We start from the raw sequence: 21,497 nt of genomic DNA, 5'->3' as shown, positions 1-21,497 counted from the left end.
GTTTATTTTTTTCAAAATTATTATTTTAGCTCTATTTATGGTATGATATATATAATGAAGAGGTAGGAGAGGTCATTGTGTTAAAGCGAGAAAGATTACAAAAAATAATAGAAAAAGTCAATATAAATGGTATTGTCACTGTTAATGAAATCATGGAAGAACTTGATGTATCAGACATGACTGTTAGGCGTGACTTGGATGAATTAGATAAAGCAGGACTGTTAATACGCATCCACGGTGGTGCACAAAAAGTAAACGCATCACCAATTCCACAAAATTATGAAAAATCAAACACTGAAAAATACGATATTCAAACAAATGAAAAATTAGAAATTGCCCAATTTGCAAAACAATTCATCAATGATGGTGAAACAATCTTTATTGGGCCTGGAACAACCTTAGAGAAATTAGCTACGCAATTACTTGATTTTAAAATTAGGGTAGTAACCAATAGCCTTCCTGTTTTCAATATTCTGAATCAAAGTTCAACACTTGACCTTATCCTTGTAGGAGGAGAGTACAGAGAGATTACTGGTGCTTTTGTCGGTTCTGTTACTATTAACTCTATTAAATCACTTAATTTTTCAAAAGCTTTCGTTAGTAGTAATGGTGTTTTTGAAAAGTCTATCGCTACTTACGACGAGGGAGAAGGTGAAATCCAGCGCATTGCTCTTAATAATTCCTTTGAAAAATTCCTTTTAGTTGATAGCCAAAAATTTGGTAAATATGATTTTTATACTTTTTATCAATTAGACGATATTGATTTTGTATTAACAGATCATAATATTGATAATGTTGTTAAAGAGCAATACAGTAGCTTCACCAAAATTTTAACTAATAACAATTACATGTAATAAAACAAGTGAGCCACTACTAGAAACCTGTTATACAGTTTTTAGTAGTGGCTCTTTATTTAGTGATTATAACTTTAGTCGTTTTATAAAAGTCAAAACAAGAAAACTTCCTCAAACAAAAATACATTAACTCTCTTTTTAAGCGTAAAACAATGGTTGTTCAAAATAAGAATTAGATATATCATTAAAATCTTCGCACGCTAGAAATCATAACTAAAAAACAAACAAGTGCGGTGACTTGTTTGTTTTTAGTTGTCAGCTAAGTTTATTCAACTCTTTTATTATTTCACTTCTGCTAGTGTTTTAATATCAACAAGCACTTTAGAGCCATCTTTTTTAGTAACTTGAACTTGATTACCATTAATATAATTAAAGCTTTCAAAACTTACACTATATTTATTTGATAATTGGATGAGTTGCTTTTCAAAAGATTGTCTATCCATACCATATTTCTTAGCGTTTTGTGCCATTCCTAGTTCATATTCATCTAGCTCTGATTCATCTTCTTGTTTTTCTGGTTCTTCTTCGTCTGAACCTTTATTAACATCATAAAAACCATAGTTGTGAGTTACTTTCCCTGAATCTTCAGGTTCTTCATCTGGAGCATAATTTTTGGCTTTATTGTCTTTATTTGAGCCTTTGTTATGATCACTGTCGTGTCCCCAACCTTTTTCTTTTGGTAATTCATTAGGATGTTCCATGTAGTATTTAATTGTTGAGAAGAGTTGTTGTAATGTATAGCCTTCTGGTGCTTTCCATAAACCACCCTTGTCAAACCATGCCATAGGAACATTATGATAATGATCATGATGAGGAACAATCAATTGATCATCTTCAAATCCAACTGCATATGCCATGTGAGCAGCAATTTTATCAAGCGGTACAATTTTTTCTGGTTTTGCTTGTTTGAATACTTCTGCAGCACTTAAGTTTTTATCACTAGAATTTGATGTTGATTTATTATCAGTTGGTGCAGGACTTGGTTTATCTGTTTTATTAGAGTCCTTTTCCTTATAAATTTCAGCATCTTTACCCCATCCCTCAACTTTAGGACGTTTTTCTGGGTGCATCATGTAATATTTAGCTGTAGCTAAATAGTCTTCTAAAGAATATGCCTTATCTGAATCAGCTAAAAGATCTTTTTCTTCATCAAACCATTTTAATTCCACATAATGGTAATGATCTTTATGAGGAATTACAAATGTACCATTCTTATAGTCTGTCGCTTGTGCAATTCCAAATAATAAATCTTCAGGTTTAACAATTGCTTTTGGTTCAATTGCCTCATAGATTTCTTGAGCTGTTTTACCTGTTTTTGGTTTGTCTTGATTTGCTTCAGATTTTCCTGAAAGAAATTCTTGAGCTGCTTTTAATTCCGACTCTGATAAATCTTTCTTTGGTACCCAATGCTCATGTGTCATATGTGGAATGACATAACCTGTACCTGTATCTTTTTTAATATCTTTGGCATCAAAAATGTAACCATCAGATGTTGTGTATTTACCAGCTTTTTTTGCCTCTTCAATTTCTTGAGCACTGTAGACAATCTGGCTATTTGGTTTGCCTTTACGTTGGTCTTTCGGTGTTACTGCATGGTGTTCTTCCTCTGTGTGAGGTTCCTTATTAGGTTCATGAGAAATATGCTTTGGTTTCTCTGTAGAATCTTTTTTCCCTAATGCATCAATATGATGTCCTCTATGCTCTGCCACCATCCTTGTTGCTTCTAACTCTAATGGAGACATATCCTTATAGTGAATAAAGTGGAAATGATTACCGTGCGGAATAGAAACACCGGTTGCTGTGAAAGCATTAACTTGTGCTGGGTCATAAACCAAACCATCACTTTCTACGTGACGAGCAGATAACGGTTGAGCATATAAACGTTTCAACATTTTGTCTAAAGCAGAATCTTTGTTGATTGGTTTGGTTGTAGGTGCATGGTGTTTTGGTGCCGTAGCATGATTACCAGCTGGTTTTGACCAATGATTTGCGTGAGTGACTCTTGGAATAGAAATAGGGGCATTAGCATGTCTTCCTGTTGATACATTACCGCTTGGTGCACTTGCATGAATGTATGAACTTGAATTTGATGGTTTTGAGCTATTACCTGATCGGCCAGTCTTGCGGTTCCAATATGCCTGTGCGGCTGATAACTCTGATGGAGATAAATCAGCTTTCGGTATATAATGGAAATGATCGCCATGTGGTACTAAAAAGGCATCTCCCATGTCATCAATGACATCTGTTGGACTAAAAACATAACCATCATCTGTAGTATAGCGACCGCTAGCTTTCGCTTCACGTACGCTGGCTGATAAAGCTTGAGTTTTTGCACTACTATGCTTTCCTGATTCTCCCTTAGAACCACCCTTAGACCATTCTTCGCGTTGCTTTTGGATTTGTTCCTTTGTACGAACATTTGTTCGTTTGCTACCTTCTTTAAGATAGAGGTAATACTTACCATTAACTTTGATAATATAACCATCTTTGACTTCATTAATGACATCAGCTTTATTAAAGACATAGCTAGGGTCTTTCATAATCAATTCTTCACTAATGATGGCATCATATGGCACTTTCCCATTGTAATAATGGTAATGGTCTCCATGAGAAGTTACATAACCATCATCAGTAATTTTAACAACGATTTGTTCTGCAGATATGCCTTCTTCTTTACTGATTTGGTCGGGCGTTTTATTTGCAGCTGTTGCTTGTGCTTTGCTATCAGATTTATCTGTTTTCACATAAGAAACACTATTGTCTGATTTTTGGGCATTATAGCTACCTAATTGGTAAGCACCTACACCAGTACCAAATAGAGCTACTGATAAAGCACTAATAATAACTGTTTTTTTACGATTCATCCTGCGTCCTTTCTTTATATAACTACCTATTGATTTAACGATTTGACAAGTACCTTAAGATTAGTTTCCAAATTTTCTAAGTAATCTTTATTGTTTTTGGGAACTGCTTCTAAAGGACTTAAACTTGCAATTTTAACTCGAGTAGCTGAAGCTACTGCTTGAGCTAATTTAGGTGAGACTCCTTCTTCAACAAAAATAGTCTTAACCTTATATGTTTTCACAAACTCCTGAATTTCGGCTAATTTTTTAGCACTAGGTTCTTGCTCGGTTGAGACACCTGCAATACCTAACTGAGTCAATCCGTATCGCTTAGCTAAGTATGAGAATGCTGTATGTGAAGTCACAAAGTATTTAGACTTTGCAGCTTTAAATTTTGGCTTATACTTCTCTGCAATAGCCATTGCCTTGTCACTAAATTGATCAGCATTTTTTTGATAAACCTTAGCGTTTTTAGGATCCTTTTTAGCTAATTGTGTAGCGATGAGTTGTGCTTCCTCAGATACTTTTACAGGGTCATTCCAAGTGTGAGGGTCATACAAGGTTGACTCATCTACTCCTTTTTCTGCCTCTACATCTTCTAAGCCATGAACTTTATCCAAAGTCATACCTTTTGAAGCTTCAATTACAGATACTTTAGAGTGATGCAAACTAGGTTCCAAACGTCTCGCCCAAGCTTCTAGTGTGTGCGAATGATAAAGAAATAGATCAGCATCATAAATGGCAGCAACATCACTTGATGAGGGTTCAAAACCATGAATGCCTGACTGTGATCGAATCATTTTAATATCATTCAAATCACCAGAAACTGCTTTTGTAATGGAATATACTGGATAAAAGCTAGTCACGACCGACAAGCCATTTTTTTGCTGGCTCTGTTTAGTACAAGCACATAAGCAAATTAGGGTAACTATTCCGAGAACAAAAATAAGGCTTTTCCGTATCCTTTTCATTAAACCTCCTTTAAAATAAAAAATACTTAATCAGTTAACATTTTAGAGTATTCTTATTTTAGTGTCAACGAAAAACCATAAATCTAATATTTTTCTATTTTTAATATTGTTAAGTGCACTTAATTTCACATCAACAACCTTTATTCATGCCTTTCCAAGCTACAGTAAATCTTTTCATAAACATGAATGGGTTAAGGAGTATAATTAGAACCACAATAAAAAGAGCCAAGCATTCTGCCCAACTCTTTGGTTTTTTATTTATTTTTAGTATCTAAAACGATAGTTACTGGTCCATCATTAATCAGACTGACTTGCATATCAGCTCCAAATTGACCTGTTTCTACCGAAACATGATTTGCTAATTCTTGATTAAAGATATCATAAAACTGATTCGCTTTAACAGGATCAGCTGCCCCAGTAAAAGCTGGACGATTTCCTTTTTTGGTATCTGCAAAGAGTGTAAATTGTGAGATAGATAAGACGCTTCCTTTAATGTCTTGAATTGAAAGGTTCATTTTCCCATCATCATCAGAAAAAATACGCATGCTAGTAATTTTACGAACTGCATAAGCAATATCTTCTGTTGTATCTTCTGGAGCAATCCCAACTAGAAGTACTAAACCCTTCTCAATAGATCCGACTACATCATCTTCAATAGAAACACTTGCTTGACTAACACGTTGAATAATGATTTTCATTTTGCTCTCCTAACCATTCGTACGTTTAACAGAATAAACATCTGGGATAATTTTGATTTTATCAACCACAGTTGTCAATTGTGCTAAATTTGAAATTCCAAAGCTAACATGAATATTAGCAAATTTCATATCTTTTGTTGGTTGTGCATTTACTGTCGATACTAGCTTTGTTGCATTTGATAAGGTTTGAAGAACATCATTAAGGAGGCCACTACGGTTCAAACCATAAATATCGATTTCAGCCATGTACTCTTTTTTAGATCCATCATCATCCCACTCAACATCAATCAAACGTTGTTCGTAGTTCTCCTGACTCTTTAAATTTTGACAATCTGAACGATGGATAGCCACGCCTCTACCTTTAGTTATATAGCCTTCAATGAGATCTCCAGGAACGGGATTACAACATTTTGCAATACGCATTAATAAACCTGAAGCTCCTTGAATGATAACACCATTTTCACTCTTAACTTTGAGAACATCACGCTTATCGGTTTTGATTTCACCACCGTTAATAAGTTCGTCTGCTTCCGCTTTAGCCTTAGCACGTTCCTCCTCACGGCGTTCTTTTTCCGTCAGTTTATTAAAAATACTAATCGGACTCAAATCACCAAAACCTACGGCTGCATACAAAGCTTCCTCACTTTTAACACTGACACGTGGAAGGATTTCTTCAATATGTTTCTTATCTAAATATTTGTTAGGCACATAACCTTGTTCTTGGAAATAATCAACCAGTAATTCTCTACCTTTATTAATAGAAGTTTCTTTATCTTGGTTTTTGAAGAACTGACGAATTTTATTGCGAGCTTTATTGGTCTTAACAATCTTAATCCAGTCACGACTTGGTCCAAATGAATTAGGGTTTGTGATAATCTCAACAACATCTCCTGTTTTTAACTTAGCAGTCAATGGAACCATACGTCCATTTACTTTAGCGCCAGTAGCTTTTTCTCCAACTTGCGTGTGAATAGCATAAGCAAAATCAATTGGTCCAGATTCCCTTGGCAATTCCTGAACAGCACCATTTGGGGTAAAAACATAGATGCGTTCTGTAAAGATATCTTCCTTAACAGAGTCAACAAAATCCTTGGCGTCTTTTGATTCATCTTGAAGCTCAACTAATTCTTGAATCCATCCCATACCAACCGATTGCTCTGCTTGATTAACCTTACTGGTGATTCCTTTTTTATAGGCCCAATGGGCTGCAACACCAAACTCGGCAACTTGATGCATTTCTTTAGTTCGAATCTGAATTTCAATTGGCCCTTTAGGTCCATAAACCGTCGTGTGAATAGATTGATAACCATTGGCCTTTGGTGCCGCAATATAATCTTTAAACCTTCCTGGCATAGGACGCCATAACTCATGGATATACCCCACCATGGCATAAACATCACTAGCAGTTTCCATGATACAGCGTATCGCAATTAAATCATAAATCTGATCAAAGCGTTTCTTTTTATCACGCATTTTTCTGTAAATAGAATAAATGTGTTTTGGTCTACCATAAATATCACCATATAAACCCTGTTCCTCAGTATAGGATCTGATTTTATCGACAATTATATCAACCAACTCTTCGCGTTCACGACGTTTTTCACTCATCATATGAGAAATCTTATAAAATTCCGTCTCATTCAAGTAACGAAAAGATAAATCTTCTAATTCCCACTTGATACGACTAATCCCCAAACGATGCGCTAAAGGAGCGTATATTTCCATAGTCTCACGTGAAATACGCTCTTGTTTATCTTTTCTGAGGTGTTTAAGGGTTCTCATATTATGTAAGCGGTCAGCGAGCTTAACCAAAATAACACGGATGTCCTTAGACATAGCCATTAACATTTTACGGTGATTTTCTGCTAACTGTTCTTCATGAGATTTGTACTCCACTTTACCCAATTTTGTTACGCCGTCAATAATATCGCGAACATCCTTGCCAAAATCAGTTTCAATCTCATCAAGGGTAATTTCCGTATCTTCTACAACATCATGTAAAAAACCACAAGCTACCGTAACGGCATCAAGGTGTAAATCTGCAAGAATACCTGCTACTTGGATTGGATGAATAATGTAGGGCTCTCCCGACTTTCTTGCTTGATAATAATGAGCTGCGGTTGCGTAATTTAAGGCAAATTTTACAAAAGCAACATCCGTCTCACTCATGTACTGGGATGTGATTGCAACAACCTCTTCTCCTGTTAAATTAATTTCTTTGACCATAGTTATCCTCTTTAATCATAGTGATAGATTGTACCTATTTTATCACTTTTTAACCTAAAAATAAAAGAAGTTAGAGGCTCAAAAAGAATTAAATGCCAAGTAAATGTGTCTAACCAAGTTATCCTTTATAAATAAACGATTGTTTTTGGTGAAAATACTAAAAATAATTCGTAAATGAGATTGATTAAACGTTTTCAATAAGCTATAATAGTTTTTAGATTAGGATAATATACATGTAATGTTTTAATGGAGGAGATTTATGTCAAAACATTATTTTTCAAAAAGCGTATTCGCTTTAACTGTCTTAACAGCTACAGCAACAAGTGGTTTAGCTGTTCAAGCAGAAGACATTGTTACAACACCAAGTTCAACCGCTACAAAGGTTGAATCAACTACCCCTACTAGCACAATTGCAGAGGAAAAGTCAAACGTTACTTCTACTCCAACTGCAATAACTGATGCTTCAACAGCCACAAGCACAAATACCACTACCAATAACCAAGATCCACAGCCTGTTGCCACAGAAGCCACAACTAGTGATCTCAAACCTATTGAAGGTGAAAAAGTTGACCTTCGCATCATGTCAACCACAGACCTACACACCAATTTAGTTAACTATGATTATTATCAAGATAAAGAATCTCAAAAAATAGGGTTAGCAAAAACTGCTGTCCTTATCGAAGAAGCAAAAAAAGAAAATCCTAATACCGTCTTAGTTGATAACGGAGATGTCATTCAAGGGACACCTTTAGGAACTTATAAAGCAATCGTTAAACCTGTTGCAGAAAATGAAGAACATCCTATGTACCAAGCCATGAATGCTCTTGGTTATGATGCATCAACACTAGGTAATCATGAGTTTAATTACGGTTTAGATTACCTCAAAAAAATCATTGCTACGGCCAACCTTCCAATCCTCAACGCAAATGTTTTGGATTTCAAAACACATCAACCAGTTTTTAAAACTTATGACATCATTACTAAAACCTTCAAAGATTCAACAGGAAGATCTGTTGCACTAAATATTGGAATTACAGGAATTGTACCTCCTCAAATCTTAAACTGGGACAAGGCTAACCTAGAGGGAAAGGTTATTGTCAAAGATTCAGTTAAAGCAATCGAAGAAATCGTTCCTACTATGCGTGCTAAAGGAGCAGATGTCATTCTCGTTTTATCACACTCTGGCATTGGAGATGATCGATATGAAGAAGGTGAAGAAAACGTTGGCTATCAAATTGCCAGCATCAAGGGAGTGGATGCCGTTGTTACGGGACACTCACACGCTGAATTTCCATCAGGTAACGGTACTGGCTTCTATGAAAAATACACTGGAGTTGATGGTATCAACGGAAAAATAAATGGAACACCTATTACAATGGCAGGCAAGTACGGGGATCATCTTGGTATTATTGATTTAGGACTTAGTTATACTAATGGAAAATGGCAAGTCTCCGAAAGCAGTGCTAAAATCCGTAAAATTGATATGAACTCAACAACTACTGACGAGCGTATCATTGCATTGGCTAAGGAAGCACACGATGGCACTATCAACTATGTTCGCCAACAAGTAGGTACAACAACTGCGCCAATTACAAGTTACTTTGCACTAGTTAAAGATGACCCTTCAGTTCAAATTGTTAACAACGCTCAACGTTGGTACGTTGCAAATGAATTAAAAGGAACACCTGAGGCAAATTTACCACTTCTATCTGCTGCAGCACCATTTAAAGCCGGAACACGTGGCGATGCTACCGCATATACTGATATTCCAGCTGGACCTGTTGCAATTAAAAACGTAGCTGATCTTTACCTTTATGATAATGTTACTGCACTTTTAAAAGTGACCGGAGCAGACTTACGTGAATGGTTAGAAATGTCCGCTGGTCAATTTAACCAAATTGATCCTAACAATAAAGCACCGCAAAATATTATCAATACCGAATATCGTACCTATAATTTTGACGTTATTGATGGCTTGACTTATAAATTTGATATTACACAACCTAATAAATACAATAAAGATGGAAAAGTTGTTAATAGTCAAGCTAGTCGAGTACGCGATTTAATGTACGATGGTAAGCCCGTTACAGACAAACAAGAGTTTATGATTGTGACCAATAACTACCGTGCTAGTGGTACCTTCCCTGGGGCTAAAAATGCCACAATGAACCGTTTGCTTAACTTAGAAAATCGCCAAACTATTATCAACTATATTATTTCAGAGAAAACCATCAATCCTACAGCTGATAATAACTGGGGCTTCACAGAGTCTATTAAAGGCCTTGATTTACGATTCCAAACAGCCGATAAAGCTAAAAATCTTGTTACTAATAGCAAGGATATTCAGTATATCGCTAGTTCTACCAAAGATGAAGGATTTGGTGATTATCGATTTGTCTATACTGAACAAGAAAAAGTAGACCTTACTGAGCCATCACATCAAGAAAAGTTAAGCCAAATAGAAAAACAAAAAATTCACCACATGGTTGCAACTGCTTATACAAAAGCAAAAGCTTCTCCAAATATTGCAGGCACTGTCTATACACAACAGAAAGAAAAAACATTACCTAAAACTGGACAAGAAAAACAATCTTATCTGGCTTTCTTTGGTGTCGCAATACTTGGACTCATGGGAAGTTTACTTAAAAAGAAACAAATATAGTCATCACTAAAAACTGAGGTTGATTGGCCTCAGTTTTTAGTCTCAACAATAGATTTTCCCTCTAAATAGTCAGATATTGAGATACCACTCTAGCTTGTTTATCTGACATGATTTTGCTAAACTGATAACAAGAAATTTAGATTTAAGGAGTACTAAATGCCTAAATTAACCCTAGTCTATATCAGTCTTAGCGGCAATACTCAAAGCTTTGTCAAACGTCTTAGTGAACAACTGTCAACTTGGCATAACTGTCAAGTTTCGACTATTAATATCAAGGAACAAAATCATCAAACCTTTCCTGTTGACCAACCTTTCGTAGCACTATTACCTACTTACCTTGAGGGAGGAAATGGCATTGACAATGGCGATCAAGAAATTCTTACCATTCCACTTGGTGATTTTATAGCTGCACACAATAATGTCAAAAATTGTATCGGAATTGTTGGCTCTGGAAATAGAAATTTTAACAATCAGTACTGTTTAACTGCAAAACAATACTCTGAACGGTTTGGGTTTCCTATGTTAGGAGACTTTGAATTGCGAGGAACTTCTAGCGACGTTGAACGTATCGCAAATATTATCGTTGAAACATTATCGAACTTTAAAGCCTAAAGGAAATAGTATGGAAACAACATTAAACTACATTAAAACCCTGACATCAATCCCTTCACCAACAGGGTTTACCCAAACAATCATGACCTATATCATCAAAGAATTGGAATCGTTTGGCTACTCACCAATTCGCACAAACAAGGGAGGCGTCATGGTTTCTCTAAAAGGAAAAAATGATACTAAACATCGCATGATAACTGCTCACCTTGATACACTTGGTGCTATGGTTAGGGCCATCAAACCAGATGGTCGGTTAAAAATTGACCTTATTGGCGGGTACACATACAATGCCATTGAAGGAGAAAACTGTACTATACACCTCTCAAAAAATGGTAAAGAAATTTCTGGAACTGCTCTTATTCATCAAACTAGTGTCCATGTTTACAAAGACGCTGGAACTGCTGAACGTAATCAAACAAATATGGAAATTCGTTTAGATGAGAAAGTAACAACTGCTGACGAAACACGTGCTTTAGGTATCCAGGTCGGCGATTTTATTTCATTTGATCCGCGTACAATCGTAACAGACAGCGGCTTTATTAAATCACGTTACCTAGATGACAAGGTATCCGCTGGTATCCTAGTGGAACTTCTTTCTGTTTACAAGAAAGAAGACATTCAACTTCCTTATACTACTCATTTCTACTTTAGTGCCTTTGAAGAGCTAGGACATGGAGCAAATTCAAGCATCCCAAATGAAACTGTAGAATATCTAGCAGTTGATATGGGAGCTATGGGAGACGATCAAGAAACTGACGAATATACTGTCTCTATCTGTGTTAAAGATACTTCTGGTCCTTATCATTATGAATTACGTCAACATCTTGTTTCTCTAGCTGAAAACAATAATATTCCTTATAAACTTGATATTTATCCTTATTATGGTAGTGACGCCTCCGCTGCCATGCGTGCTGGTGCTGAAGTTAAACACGCGCTACTTGGTGCAGGTATTGAATCTAGTCATTCTTATGAACGTACCCATATCGATTCTATTCAAGCAACTGAACTCTTAGTGGATGCCTATCTCAAAAGCAATATGGTGAACTAATGGTAGCCACGCTCATTATTATCAGGGGAAATTCAGCTAGCGGAAAGTCTACAATAGCTAAACAACTTCAAGCCGAATTAGGGGAAGGTACCCTTCTCTTATCTCAGGATCACCTTCGTAGAGAGATGTTAGGAACTAAGGATGGTGAAAATACTACTACCATTCCCCTTTTGATCAATTTACTAAATTATGGTTACCATAACTGTTCCTACATCATCCTTGAAGGCATACTTCGTTCTGATTGGTATACGCCTGTTTGGAAACATATTTTAAAACATAACCCCAACAATACTTATGCTTATTACTATGATTTAAGCTTTCAAGAAACTGTTAAAAGACATTCAACTCGACTTAAATCTTTAGAATTTGGAGAAGATTCTCTTGCAAGATGGTGGCTTGAGAAAGACTTCTTAAAAGAGATACCTGAAAAAATATTAACAAAATCTATGAGTTTAGAGGATGTCAAAAAACTTATAATGACAGACGTTTTACCTTAACATTATTGTACGCACTATAAACAATAATGACTTCTTATCATTGGAGTATATTGCCCATGGATACAGTGATTGACCTCTTATTTATTATCGTTCCCATTATAGCCGGATTTCTGGCATGCATTAGTCTTTATCGTTATTGGAAAAAAGATTTCGAAAGCGACGAGGACGATGATTAAACTCCTCGGAATCAATGATTCCGAGGAGTTTTTCTATATTCTCATTTAATCAGCATTTCTACGAATACGATTATAGGTTTTAAGGATTTGGCCCTTATGCTTAGTGACATAGCGATAATCTTCTTTAAGAGTAGCGATATCCTTTAAAGCTTTCATGCCATTACTCGTTTGGGCATCTTTACGAATAGGTCGGTTACTCGTTGACTGCCCAAAGGCATTTTGAACATCTAAAGAAAGCATAAAATTAATAAATAACTTTGCTTCTTTCATAGAAGGAGCATTCTTTATAATTGCAACCGAAGATGGGACAAAAACTGTCCCTTCTGTCGGATACACAATAGAAACATTGGCACCACTTTTTTGCAAATTGACACTAGGGTCTTCGTAAGTCAACCCCACAATCATTTTTCCTTCTGCAACTGATTGATAAACTTCTGAAGAGCTAGAAGATTTGATAGCATTAATATTATGTTGTAGCTTTTTAACATAGTTCCACGCTTTTGGATTGGTGTAACCACCCTTGGCCAAGAGTATATTAGTGAGTTGTGAGAAAGCACTAGAGGAAGTATTCGGATCTGCAAAGGCAATTTTACCTTTTAAGGAAGGCTGTAATAAATCTTCATAACTCTTGATAGTAAGTCCCTTAGCTAATTCGTTATTTACAATCAAGACACTCCCATTTATAGTATAAGGTGTCGCCGTATCACTTGGATGGATATAGTCTGGAATAACAGTATGAACATTCTTTGATACGTAAGACTCAAACAATGCCTTATGACTTTCAAATTGCGTATAATTTCCTCCAAAGAAAATATCCGCCTTCAACTGCTTACCCTCCTTACTTAATCTATCTATTAGTTGCCCTGTCCCACCTTGAATAAGCTTAACTTTTATACCGTATTTTTCCTCAAAAGCTGGAATCGTTCCTGTTAAAATGGCTTGACTATTTGGACTTAGAATAACTAATTCTTTTGGTGGAAGTAGTTTAGAAGGCTGGCTAATACTGTATGTAAAAACACTTATAAAAATAATGGGAACAACCAGTAGTATATAAATAAGCCTTTTCGACTGTTTTTCTTTCATCTTTCACCTACCTAATCCATCTGTTTAAAAATATGTTCTTCCTTAAACGCTTTTACTGTCTGACCCAAGTACTTTTTAAAAACCCTATCAAAATAACGATAATCATAAATACCAACAGCTTCTGCAATTTGGTAAACCATTAGGTCTGGTTCTCTAAACATCAACTGAATGGCTTGATTAATACGATATTGATTTATATAATCACTCAAAGTTATATGAAGGTGCTTTTTAGTGACTGTGTAAAGATAACTTTCACTGTAACCTAAATCGTGAGCTAACTGGCTAATCACAATTTTCCCATGAAAATGGCTATGAATCCATGCTAGCATATCTTTAATAACTTCAGGAACTTGGTCATTAGCTTGTGGTAGAGGTAAATACAATTCTGTATGCTCTTGTAGGTGCTTCTCCTTATGTTCCTCAATTCTAGCCATAATTGTTTTTAAACAATCAATCAAAGCTTGCTTTTCTAGTGGTTTTGTTAAAAATTCAAGAACGCCATAGTGAATAGCTGATTGCGCATTTGGAAAATCAGCATAGCCAGATAAAATAATTTTGGCATAAGATTGTCCTTTGGTTACCTCAAACATATCGAATGCTGTCATAATTGGCATATTAATATCACTTAAAACAATGTCTGGCTGCTCTTCCTGAATTAATTGAGCTCCTTCTTTACCATCTTTTGCTTCACCAACCACTAAAATATTCAATGATTGATAATCAATAGCATAGCGCAACCACTTACGAATAAGGTGCTCATCCTCAACGATAAGTAATCTATACATAACTCACTCCTTTACTATATAGCTAACTCGAAAAGCATCATCTGTCTTCGTAAACTCTAACAATACTGTTGAAAATTGATATTGTAATCGTCTATAAGAATTAATAAGCCCATGATGCGAGTGAGTTGATCTTAACATTGTACGTATGGCTTTTTGCCTAGCCAAACTAATACCTGATCCATTATTTGAAACAGTAAACCAAATTCCATCACTATCTTGCCAAATATCTATGTTTATTGCTACATCATGACGTTCTTTTAAGCCATATTTAATAGCATTCTCAATTAGCGGTAACAAGAAAAGTTTTGGTACACGCATGTGTTCAAGTTCAGGAGATACTGAAATAGTGTAAGTTAATTCTTCAAATCTCACTTGATTAATCAAAAGGTAGGATTCAATGATTGCTAAATCATCCTTAAGCACAGCTGCCTCTGTGCTACCACTAAGGCTATAGCGCAATAATTTTGTTAGTTGTATAACGATTCTTTCTGTTAATTGTGAATCATAGTGACTGGTTATTAAAATTGTCTCAAGGGTATTATAAAGGAAGTGAGGATTAAACTGAGCTTCTAACATCCTCTTTTCAAACAGCAACTTTTGTGTTTCCAAATCGAGAGTTTTCTCATGTAAATCTTTTAACCGTGAAACCATCTGATTGATTTGAACAGATAGATATTGAAATTCATCTTGACTATCAAGCTCAATACTAGATTTTTCTTGGCGGGAAATGGCATCCATATCTAGCACCATTTGATTTATGGCGCCAGAATTTTTTACTGCGATGCGATCGGCTAGAACTCTAGATTTTTGTCGTAAAATCACAAAAATAATAACTGATGATACTAGAGAAAAAAGGACGACCAGAGTTACTGGTATCAGGGGACGATACATGTAAAGTAGGATATTGTCTTGCAGAGCTACTTTCCTAACAACAAAAGCTCGATGATCGTGAAAACTAAAATATCTAGTTAAGAATTGACTATCTACCTTATCTAAACTAGAGGAGATAAAATCACGATTAGTAAAAGTAAAGCTATTATTTATCTGATCGGCAATAATCAAGTCTGAGTTAATAGCCTTCGTTGGAAGTAAAAAGTCTTTCCCATTCATCAATAAAAAGGCATAACCTGAAACTCTTTTATTAACTATAATTGGCTTAATGAGTGCAAGGTAATGCCCTCCCTCACTATCTACAATAATTTTTAGTAGCCTTTGATTTATTTTAGCCTTATCTAAAACTTCACTAATGTAAATAGACTTACTAAAAAAATTACCTAAATGTGAATTACTAGCAAACAAAAGTTCTTGATTAGGTAAGAATACTAAAAGTTCTGTTTGACTTTGTAAATGATTCCTTAAATGATAATATTGCTTACTCAAATCAGCACTTCCTAAGTGTCCTGAGACAAATGGTTTCAAACTATTTTTACCTAAGTCATCTAATAAGGTATCATGTTTTTGAATCAATTGCTTATAACTATAGGAAACTGAATTAACATCTTTATAAAGACCTATCTGTTGAGGCGCTAAAGAAAAAAGGACGAAAAGTGCAATCAATAACAAGGATAAAATTAAAGACTGGCGGGAAAAATGTTTAGAGATATCATCTTGTAGTCGTTTCTTAAAGCGTTCTTCCATTCTATATCCTCTCATTTCCATCTCCTTTTATTATAGCAAATAGCTATCCAATAAAGATAGTCAACTCCTTTCATACAATAACTTTCAAAAGAAAAAAAGATAAGCTAAACAAGTATCGTCTTGTTCCACTTACCTTTAATGCTAGGAGATTATTAGCAAATACCTAAGAGACCAAGTACAATACCTAACACCATAATACCAAACATGATCCAGTTGATATTGACTTTTTTACGTAGAAGCCAGAAGGCTAATATCGTTACCAACAGTGGCACTACGCCAATAAATAATTGGTCAAGGTAACTTTGTATGGAAGCTGCTTCCTTAGCTCCTTTAGCTGCTACCGTTAAGATTGTCTTGAATTTAACATTTGAAGCAGTCATTGAGCCTACCATCATTAAACCAAGCATACTTGAAGTCTTAGTAACAATTTTAATACCACCTGATTCATACAATTTTTTGATAAACCCTGCACCTACAGAGTAACCTCCATAGAGACTATAATAATGAATCAGAAAAGCTGGAATGTTATACAAGAGTAGAAAGACAACAGCTCCCATAGCTGAGCCTGTACTTGCTAAGGAGATACCGATACCTGCCGCAATAACCCTTAGAATTCCCCAAAAGAATGAATCACCAACGCCAGATATAGGTCCCATCAAAGAAGCCTTAACTGCGGTGATGGCACTAGCATCAAAATCAGGATCTTCACTGTTTTTCTTTTCCATAGATGCAACAAGACCCATAATAAAATTATTAATGTGCATGGTGGCATTAAACCATGTTGTATGACGGACCAGTGCCTCTGCTTTATCCTTATCAGTCTTATAAAAACGATTGATGACTGGTAGTAAAGTATAAATAACTCCTACTGCGTGGTATTGTGTTGCCCCAGTACGACTGGCATTCATCGTCCATGAGCGCCAGAAGACTGAGCGAAGCATTTTACGGTCTTCTTTAGTCAAATTATCCTGTGATTTCATGCGAAGAAGTCCTCCTCTTCTGATTCTTTAGAGTCAAAGGTTGTCTGTTTACTGATCGCACCTCTAGTAATTGCGTCTAATTCTATATCACGTTGTGAACTAATGACGCAAATAACTGCTCCTAGGGCAGCAACTGCAACCGCTGGTAATTTTAAATAAGCTGTTAAAACAAAACCAAGCAAGTAAAAAACAGCTAATTTATTTGTCCATAATAATTTCATCAGCATGGCAAAACCAACAGCTGGAAGGAGGCCTCCCGCCGCACTCAAGCCATTCATCAGGTTTTGAGGAATATGATGTACAAAACTATTAACAGGCCCACTACCTACTAAAATACCAATGAAAGAAATAGAAGCGATAATGAGATAGTAAATAATCCATGTACCATAGTGAAGCATCACAAGTTTACCTTGATGGTTTGCGGCTGCAGCTTTATCCACCATCGGTGCAAAGATATTCATGAAGACGTTTTTCAAAAACATAACAACAAATGCTGCCAACATTCCAATCGGAACAGCTAGAGTCATTGCTGCTTTTTGATCAATGTTTGAAATAATGGTAAAAGTTGTTGCCATCGCTGTTGCTGTTACTGGCTCTGCTGCAATAACACCCCCAATATTAACATTTCCCAAAAATAGCGCTTCTAGGGAGGCTCCCATTAAGATACCAACCTTAATATCACCTAGTAGCATTCCTGTTACAAGACCAACTACAAGTGGTCTCTCCATCATACTTTGACCTGTTAAGTAATTTCCCCCAAAACAAATCAACACAGCTAAAGCTGCCATCGTCGCTGGCATTATCATATGTCATACCTCACTTTATTTGACTAGCTGACTCAAGTTAACCTTAGTATTTGAAGGCAATACTTGGTTAAAGACGTCTAAATCTGGTAAGCTGGCTAATTCTTTTGCGGCTTCCAACTCTTCTGGATTTAATAAGAGACTTGATGTTAGTTTGACTTTTGTAGCTGGATCAGACTTATCAAAGCGTCCTACATTAGCGACATTTACTGCTTCTAAATCGGTTATATTTTTAGCAATTGTACAGGCATCTTTAACAGAATTGACAATCACAAAAATACGCTTGTCAGTTGCGCGTGGATCTTTAAATAGAGCTATTGATTCTTCAACTGAACGGATTAATAATTTCATGCCATTAGGCACAGCCATTTTAAGAGTCATCTGTGTGATTTCATTTTTTGCAGCCTCATCATTAGCCACCACTAAAAGTGGTGCATTTAATTCTTTAGTCCATACAACTGCCACTTGCCCGTGAATCAAACGGTCGTCAACACGAATTTGAGTAATCATTTTTTCCTCCTAATTATTAATCGAAAAAGTCATCTTCTGAACCCGCTTTAAAGCTGAGATCTACCAGCTGCACTTGAGATTCATTGATAACGGTTACAATTTCTTCTTTAGTTAATTCCTCTTCAGGTTTCAAAAATAGTAATGACAACAAGGTCGCTAAATTGCTGTTCGTTATTAAAAAAACATTATTTTTCCCACTATTCATTACAGCAGTCGCCATTTTCTGATTAACGCTACCACCTAACAAATCTGTAAAAATAAGCCCCTGTTCATCTGGTGCAATCTCATCAATAAATTCTACAATAGACTTGGTATAGTCACTATCATCAATGTAAGCATCTATTGTCTGAATCTCTTGTCCCTTGCCTGTCAGAATATCAATAGAACTCTGCAACCCACTCGCAAGTTTTCCGTGACTGCCGATTAGGAATTTCCGCTTCATCTTTCTCCTCCTATTTATTACATTACCCTAAATTAGTTCTGAAAGTTTTATCAATACTTTGAATAAGATAACCTTTACTATCATTCTAACAAATAAAAGCGGTTTTAAAATGGACTATTCTACTCTATGTGTGGACTATTCTATATAATTAATATTTAAAAACAGAACAATAAAAAGGTCATGTATCCTAATAGTTTACACAACCTTTACATCACTATAACTTTAAACTTTCTCTTATATGAATCACTATTTCGAAAGAGATAATGGAATAATTTTTTGATAGGGTATCTTATTAACAACCTTTATTATGAGTAGAGCACAAGCATGTGTTAATGCCAAGGTCACCACAAAAATCACTTTTCCTTGATGGTGTGCAACTAAGGAAGTTGATTTTAAACAGTAAGACACTATGCCAACAAAAAGAGGGTGAAGGAAGAAATAATAGACACTCAACTGTTTTAAAGGACTTAAACGATAGCCCTTAAACAGTGATGTACGTATACTCCAGTTAAATAAGAATACTGCACATAAAGGAGCTAATAAGAAGAAATTTTTATCCAACCCTTGATTAAAATAAATAAGAACATTCTCTAAAGCTAGAAGTAAAAGGAAGAGAATATACTTAAGACCACGCGATTTGGTAAATAGGTCAGTATTAAAATAATCATAGAGTAAATATCCTGCTAGAAGATAAACTGGAGTGTAAAATAATCCGTTTCGTGTTGTCTGAAAAATTGACATATAAGTGGACATCAGGGGATAAAATTTTGTTGACTGTACAAAGACAGAATAGGTCTCTACTGCTCCAATACAATAGAGTACAACAACTGTGATAAATGTCCCCCTAGTTCCTACATACTTCAATAATCCTTGAATAATGAACCAACCTAGAATAACAGCAGGGATGTACCAAAGAGTATGTGACATACCTAAATACAAAAATGCCACAATAAAACCCGGCAGCAAATAAATCTTCGCTATATTTAGAGATTCAAAAAAGAAATAACCATAAGGCAAATAAATGATAGTCCACATGCTATACTTTTTAATCAGTTTACGAAAGTAGGAGTGATTACACAAACCTTGCTGTATACGACCTCTCAAAAAGAAAGCAGTACAAATCAAAAAATAAGGAACAGCCATCCGACCTAGGAAACTTTTAAAGGTAAAATGAATGACATCCTGACTAAATAACCTTCCACTATGAACTAAAATGACCAGTATGGAAAAAAGATATTGTAGCAAGCTAATCATTGATGTATTATGCTGCTTATTATCCACGCACTGACTTCTCTTCATCCTTAACATTACTTTCTATAAGTTATCATTACTATGATACCAATCTCTTCAGAAGAATATCTCAATTATCCCAAAAAGTCATTGAAACGCCTTAAATGGTATCTGATAATTATTGTTAATACCTTATCAACCATATTAGGAAATAAAAAAGCTGATTTCGCAAAAGAAAATCAGCTTAGAATAATTTCTTGTTCAGATAACTAGTGGGAATTATAAACTTCTTCGTCGCATTAAACGATAGGTATAGGCTATCAATAACACTGCAATTAACATACGTAGACTAATCAGACAGATTTCATTAGCAGAAAAACTATCAAAGAAAAAGCCATGACTACCATTACGTGATAATTTTAAAAGTAAAGCTGGAGTGTCTGTCGTTGATACTGAGAAAATAGTTAATAACTTGTTTATCACGCCTTTATTAAACATAGCCATTAAAAAGCTAGGAGCAAAAAAGGCAAGCGTTGAAACAGCAAAAGATGTTAATGGCGAATTTGTGATGCTTGATATAAAGAAATTAAGACTGGCTATAAAAAGGAGTCCAACAAATTGTAAGACAATAATATGAACAAAAGCAGTTGATATTGTCATAGGTACAGGAAATCCCATAATATTAGCCAAAGGTGATGTCCAGTATAAATTCAGTTGAACGCTTGTCTCCCAACCACTAAAACCAAAATAATCTGCAAATACCGTCAGAATGAGGGCATATGCTAGGATAAATGTGGAAATACCGATGGTCATCGTACTAGCTAACTTAGCCCAGGTCAACTGACTACGTCCATACCGAGTCGTCAGTAGTATAGGATTAATCTTCTTAGCCCTATCTCCTGAAAAAAGAGGAGCTGATAAGAATAGAGTAAATAAGATAATTAAAATATAAGTGCTATTACTTACTTCAAAAAGTTGATTCCAAGGAGCAAAGTTACCTAGCTTTAGTTGTTTTAGTGGTAGCGCAGAACCCAACTGTTTTTGATCTTTAATATTTATTTTATTAAAATCAATTGTTTTATCATCTTTCAATTGGTTATAGTAAATTAAAAAATCACGATCAAAAGTGTCTGCCACATAATAACTAAAAACATCAAATATAGGGGGGCGTCCTGCTGGCGGATTAACATGGTTTTTAATAATATTTGTTACTCGTTCTTCAGATAAATCCCCTGAATATTTTTCAGCTATTCTACGATTAATGGCAACCGCTTCTCGACCATGTATTTTATCTGCAGAATAGCCACTAATTTGCCCAACAAAAAAATGCTGGTAAAATAGACCAAAAATAGCAAGAAGGAAGATAATAAAAGCCCCCAATGCTGCCTTACGTTGTAGAAGTTTTTTTAATTCAAAAGGAAAAATTGATATCATCTTAC

At 35.4% G+C, this 21,497-nt stretch carries 18 protein-coding genes; 5 read left to right on the top strand and 13 right to left on the bottom strand.

The window, feature by feature from the left end:
• Window positions 1-77: 77 nt before the first annotated feature.
• Window positions 78-854, top strand: coding sequence for a DeoR/GlpR family DNA-binding transcription regulator (locus HMPREF9171_RS111685; RefSeq protein WP_000919190.1), 777 nt, complete (start codon window positions 78-80; stop codon window positions 852-854).
• 281 nt (window positions 855-1,135) lie between these two features.
• Here the strand turns inward: HMPREF9171_RS111685 and HMPREF9171_RS111690 are convergent, their stop codons facing one another.
• From HMPREF9171_RS111690 to HMPREF9171_RS111705, 4 genes are all read right to left on the bottom strand, one after another.
• Window positions 1,136-3,718, bottom strand: coding sequence for a pneumococcal-type histidine triad protein (locus tag HMPREF9171_RS111690; protein ID WP_001080380.1), 2,583 nt, complete (start codon window positions 3,716-3,718; stop codon window positions 1,136-1,138).
• A gap of 26 nt (window positions 3,719-3,744) precedes the next feature.
• Window positions 3,745-4,668, bottom strand: coding sequence for a metal ABC transporter solute-binding protein, Zn/Mn family (locus HMPREF9171_RS111695; protein WP_000822455.1), 924 nt, complete (start codon window positions 4,666-4,668; stop codon window positions 3,745-3,747).
• A 254-nt stretch (window positions 4,669-4,922) separates the two neighbouring features.
• Window positions 4,923-5,366, bottom strand: a complete 444-nt coding sequence (gene dtd, locus HMPREF9171_RS111700; protein WP_000691434.1) for a D-aminoacyl-tRNA deacylase — start codon at window positions 5,364-5,366, stop codon at window positions 4,923-4,925.
• Window positions 5,367-5,375: 9 nt separating this feature from the next.
• Window positions 5,376-7,592 carry a RelA/SpoT family protein gene (locus tag HMPREF9171_RS111705; RefSeq protein ID WP_000237872.1) on the bottom strand — a complete coding sequence of 739 codons (2,217 nt, stop codon included), beginning with the start codon at window positions 7,590-7,592 and terminating at the stop codon, window positions 5,376-5,378.
• Window positions 7,593-7,851: 259 nt separating this feature from the next.
• On the opposite strand from HMPREF9171_RS111705, the gene HMPREF9171_RS111710 reads away from it, so the two are divergent.
• From HMPREF9171_RS111710 to HMPREF9171_RS111725, 4 genes are all read left to right on the top strand, one after another.
• Window positions 7,852-10,254, top strand: a complete 2,403-nt coding sequence (locus HMPREF9171_RS111710) for a bifunctional 2',3'-cyclic-nucleotide 2'-phosphodiesterase/3'-nucleotidase (RefSeq protein ID WP_000033925.1) — start codon at window positions 7,852-7,854, stop codon at window positions 10,252-10,254.
• Window positions 10,255-10,410: 156 nt separating this feature from the next.
• On the top strand, window positions 10,411-10,866 hold the full coding sequence (nrdI, locus tag HMPREF9171_RS111715; protein ID WP_001125401.1) for a class Ib ribonucleoside-diphosphate reductase assembly flavoprotein NrdI: 456 nt from the start codon (window positions 10,411-10,413) through the stop codon (window positions 10,864-10,866).
• Window positions 10,867-10,876: 10 nt separating this feature from the next.
• On the top strand, window positions 10,877-11,914 hold the full coding sequence (locus HMPREF9171_RS111720) for a M42 family metallopeptidase (RefSeq protein ID WP_000450428.1): 1,038 nt from the start codon (window positions 10,877-10,879) through the stop codon (window positions 11,912-11,914).
• Window positions 11,914-12,411, top strand: a complete 498-nt coding sequence (locus HMPREF9171_RS111725; protein ID WP_000226646.1) for a kinase — start codon at window positions 11,914-11,916, stop codon at window positions 12,409-12,411. Before HMPREF9171_RS111720 ends, HMPREF9171_RS111725 begins: the two co-directional genes overlap by 1 nt.
• 221 nt (window positions 12,412-12,632) lie before the next feature.
• On the opposite strand, the gene HMPREF9171_RS111730 is transcribed toward HMPREF9171_RS111725, so the two are convergent.
• The 9 genes from HMPREF9171_RS111730 to HMPREF9171_RS111770 all read right to left on the bottom strand — a co-directional run bounded on the left by HMPREF9171_RS111730 (window position 12,633) and on the right by HMPREF9171_RS111770 (window position 21,492).
• Window positions 12,633-13,670, bottom strand: coding sequence for an extracellular solute-binding protein (locus HMPREF9171_RS111730; protein ID WP_000660657.1), 1,038 nt, complete (start codon window positions 13,668-13,670; stop codon window positions 12,633-12,635).
• 11 nt (window positions 13,671-13,681) lie between these two features.
• Window positions 13,682-14,455, bottom strand: a complete 774-nt coding sequence (locus tag HMPREF9171_RS111735; RefSeq protein WP_000286071.1) for a response regulator transcription factor — start codon at window positions 14,453-14,455, stop codon at window positions 13,682-13,684.
• Window positions 14,456-14,458: 3 nt separating this feature from the next.
• Window positions 14,459-16,108: a sensor histidine kinase gene (locus HMPREF9171_RS111740; protein ID WP_001215125.1), complete on the bottom strand. Its 1,650-nt coding sequence runs from the start codon at window positions 16,106-16,108 to the stop codon at window positions 14,459-14,461.
• Between the two features lie 137 nt (window positions 16,109-16,245).
• Entirely contained in the window at window positions 16,246-17,073 is an 828-nt protein-coding gene (locus tag HMPREF9171_RS111745; RefSeq protein ID WP_000841956.1) for a PTS system mannose/fructose/sorbose family transporter subunit IID, read from the bottom strand.
• Complete coding sequence (locus tag HMPREF9171_RS111750; RefSeq protein WP_000605775.1) at window positions 17,070-17,879, bottom strand: PTS mannose/fructose/sorbose/N-acetylgalactosamine transporter subunit IIC; 810 nt, start codon at window positions 17,877-17,879, stop codon at window positions 17,070-17,072. Before HMPREF9171_RS111750 ends, HMPREF9171_RS111745 begins: the two co-directional genes overlap by 4 nt.
• A 15-nt stretch (window positions 17,880-17,894) precedes the next feature.
• Window positions 17,895-18,386 (bottom strand): PTS sugar transporter subunit IIB, encoded by a 492-nt coding sequence (locus tag HMPREF9171_RS111755; protein WP_000632641.1) that lies wholly within the window; start codon window positions 18,384-18,386, stop codon window positions 17,895-17,897.
• 16 nt (window positions 18,387-18,402) lie between these two features.
• Window positions 18,403-18,828, bottom strand: coding sequence for a PTS sugar transporter subunit IIA domain-containing protein (locus HMPREF9171_RS111760; protein ID WP_000823122.1), 426 nt, complete (start codon window positions 18,826-18,828; stop codon window positions 18,403-18,405).
• Between the two features lie 246 nt (window positions 18,829-19,074).
• Window positions 19,075-20,109, bottom strand: coding sequence for an acyltransferase family protein (locus HMPREF9171_RS111765; RefSeq protein ID WP_000369170.1), 1,035 nt, complete (start codon window positions 20,107-20,109; stop codon window positions 19,075-19,077).
• Window positions 20,110-20,337: 228 nt separating this feature from the next.
• Window positions 20,338-21,492 (bottom strand): ABC transporter permease subunit, encoded by a 1,155-nt coding sequence (locus tag HMPREF9171_RS111770; RefSeq protein ID WP_000623422.1) that lies wholly within the window; start codon window positions 21,490-21,492, stop codon window positions 20,338-20,340.
• Window positions 21,493-21,497 lie beyond the last annotated feature (5 nt).

This window comes from Streptococcus agalactiae ATCC 13813, assembly GCF_000186445.1.
Taxonomy (GTDB): domain Bacteria; phylum Bacillota; class Bacilli; order Lactobacillales; family Streptococcaceae; genus Streptococcus; species Streptococcus agalactiae.
The sequence above is the reverse complement of the archived record's forward strand: the minus strand, read 5'-3'. Positions and strand labels throughout refer to the sequence as shown.

Excerpts from the sequence above, each read along its gene's own strand:
- HMPREF9171_RS111725 (WP_000226646.1), top strand. The coding sequence starts at position 11,914 with ATGGTAGCCACGCTCATTATTATCAGGGGAAATTCAGCTAGCGGAAAG.
- HMPREF9171_RS111750 (WP_000605775.1), bottom strand. The coding sequence starts at position 17,879 with ATGATAATGCCAGCGACGATGGCAGCTTTAGCTGTGTTGATTTGTTTT.
- HMPREF9171_RS111690 (WP_001080380.1), bottom strand. The coding sequence starts at position 3,718 with ATGAATCGTAAAAAAACAGTTATTATTAGTGCTTTATCAGTAGCTCTA.
- HMPREF9171_RS111695 (WP_000822455.1), bottom strand. The coding sequence starts at position 4,668 with ATGAAAAGGATACGGAAAAGCCTTATTTTTGTTCTCGGAATAGTTACC.
- HMPREF9171_RS111745 (WP_000841956.1), bottom strand. The coding sequence starts at position 17,073 with ATGAAATCACAGGATAATTTGACTAAAGAAGACCGTAAAATGCTTCGC.
- HMPREF9171_RS111705 (WP_000237872.1), bottom strand. The coding sequence starts at position 7,592 with ATGGTCAAAGAAATTAATTTAACAGGAGAAGAGGTTGTTGCAATCACA.
- HMPREF9171_RS111755 (WP_000632641.1), bottom strand. The coding sequence starts at position 18,386 with ATGATTACTCAAATTCGTGTTGACGACCGTTTGATTCACGGGCAAGTG.
- HMPREF9171_RS111720 (WP_000450428.1), top strand. The coding sequence starts at position 10,877 with ATGGAAACAACATTAAACTACATTAAAACCCTGACATCAATCCCTTCA.
- HMPREF9171_RS111735 (WP_000286071.1), bottom strand. The coding sequence starts at position 14,455 with ATGTATAGATTACTTATCGTTGAGGATGAGCACCTTATTCGTAAGTGG.
- HMPREF9171_RS111730 (WP_000660657.1), bottom strand. The coding sequence starts at position 13,670 with ATGAAAGAAAAACAGTCGAAAAGGCTTATTTATATACTACTGGTTGTT.
- nrdI (WP_001125401.1), top strand. The coding sequence starts at position 10,411 with ATGCCTAAATTAACCCTAGTCTATATCAGTCTTAGCGGCAATACTCAA.
- HMPREF9171_RS111760 (WP_000823122.1), bottom strand. The coding sequence starts at position 18,828 with ATGAAGCGGAAATTCCTAATCGGCAGTCACGGAAAACTTGCGAGTGGG.
- HMPREF9171_RS111740 (WP_001215125.1), bottom strand. The coding sequence starts at position 16,108 with ATGAGAGGATATAGAATGGAAGAACGCTTTAAGAAACGACTACAAGAT.
- HMPREF9171_RS111770 (WP_000623422.1), bottom strand. The coding sequence starts at position 21,492 with ATGATATCAATTTTTCCTTTTGAATTAAAAAAACTTCTACAACGTAAG.
- HMPREF9171_RS111710 (WP_000033925.1), top strand. The coding sequence starts at position 7,852 with ATGTCAAAACATTATTTTTCAAAAAGCGTATTCGCTTTAACTGTCTTA.
- dtd (WP_000691434.1), bottom strand. The coding sequence starts at position 5,366 with ATGAAAATCATTATTCAACGTGTTAGTCAAGCAAGTGTTTCTATTGAA.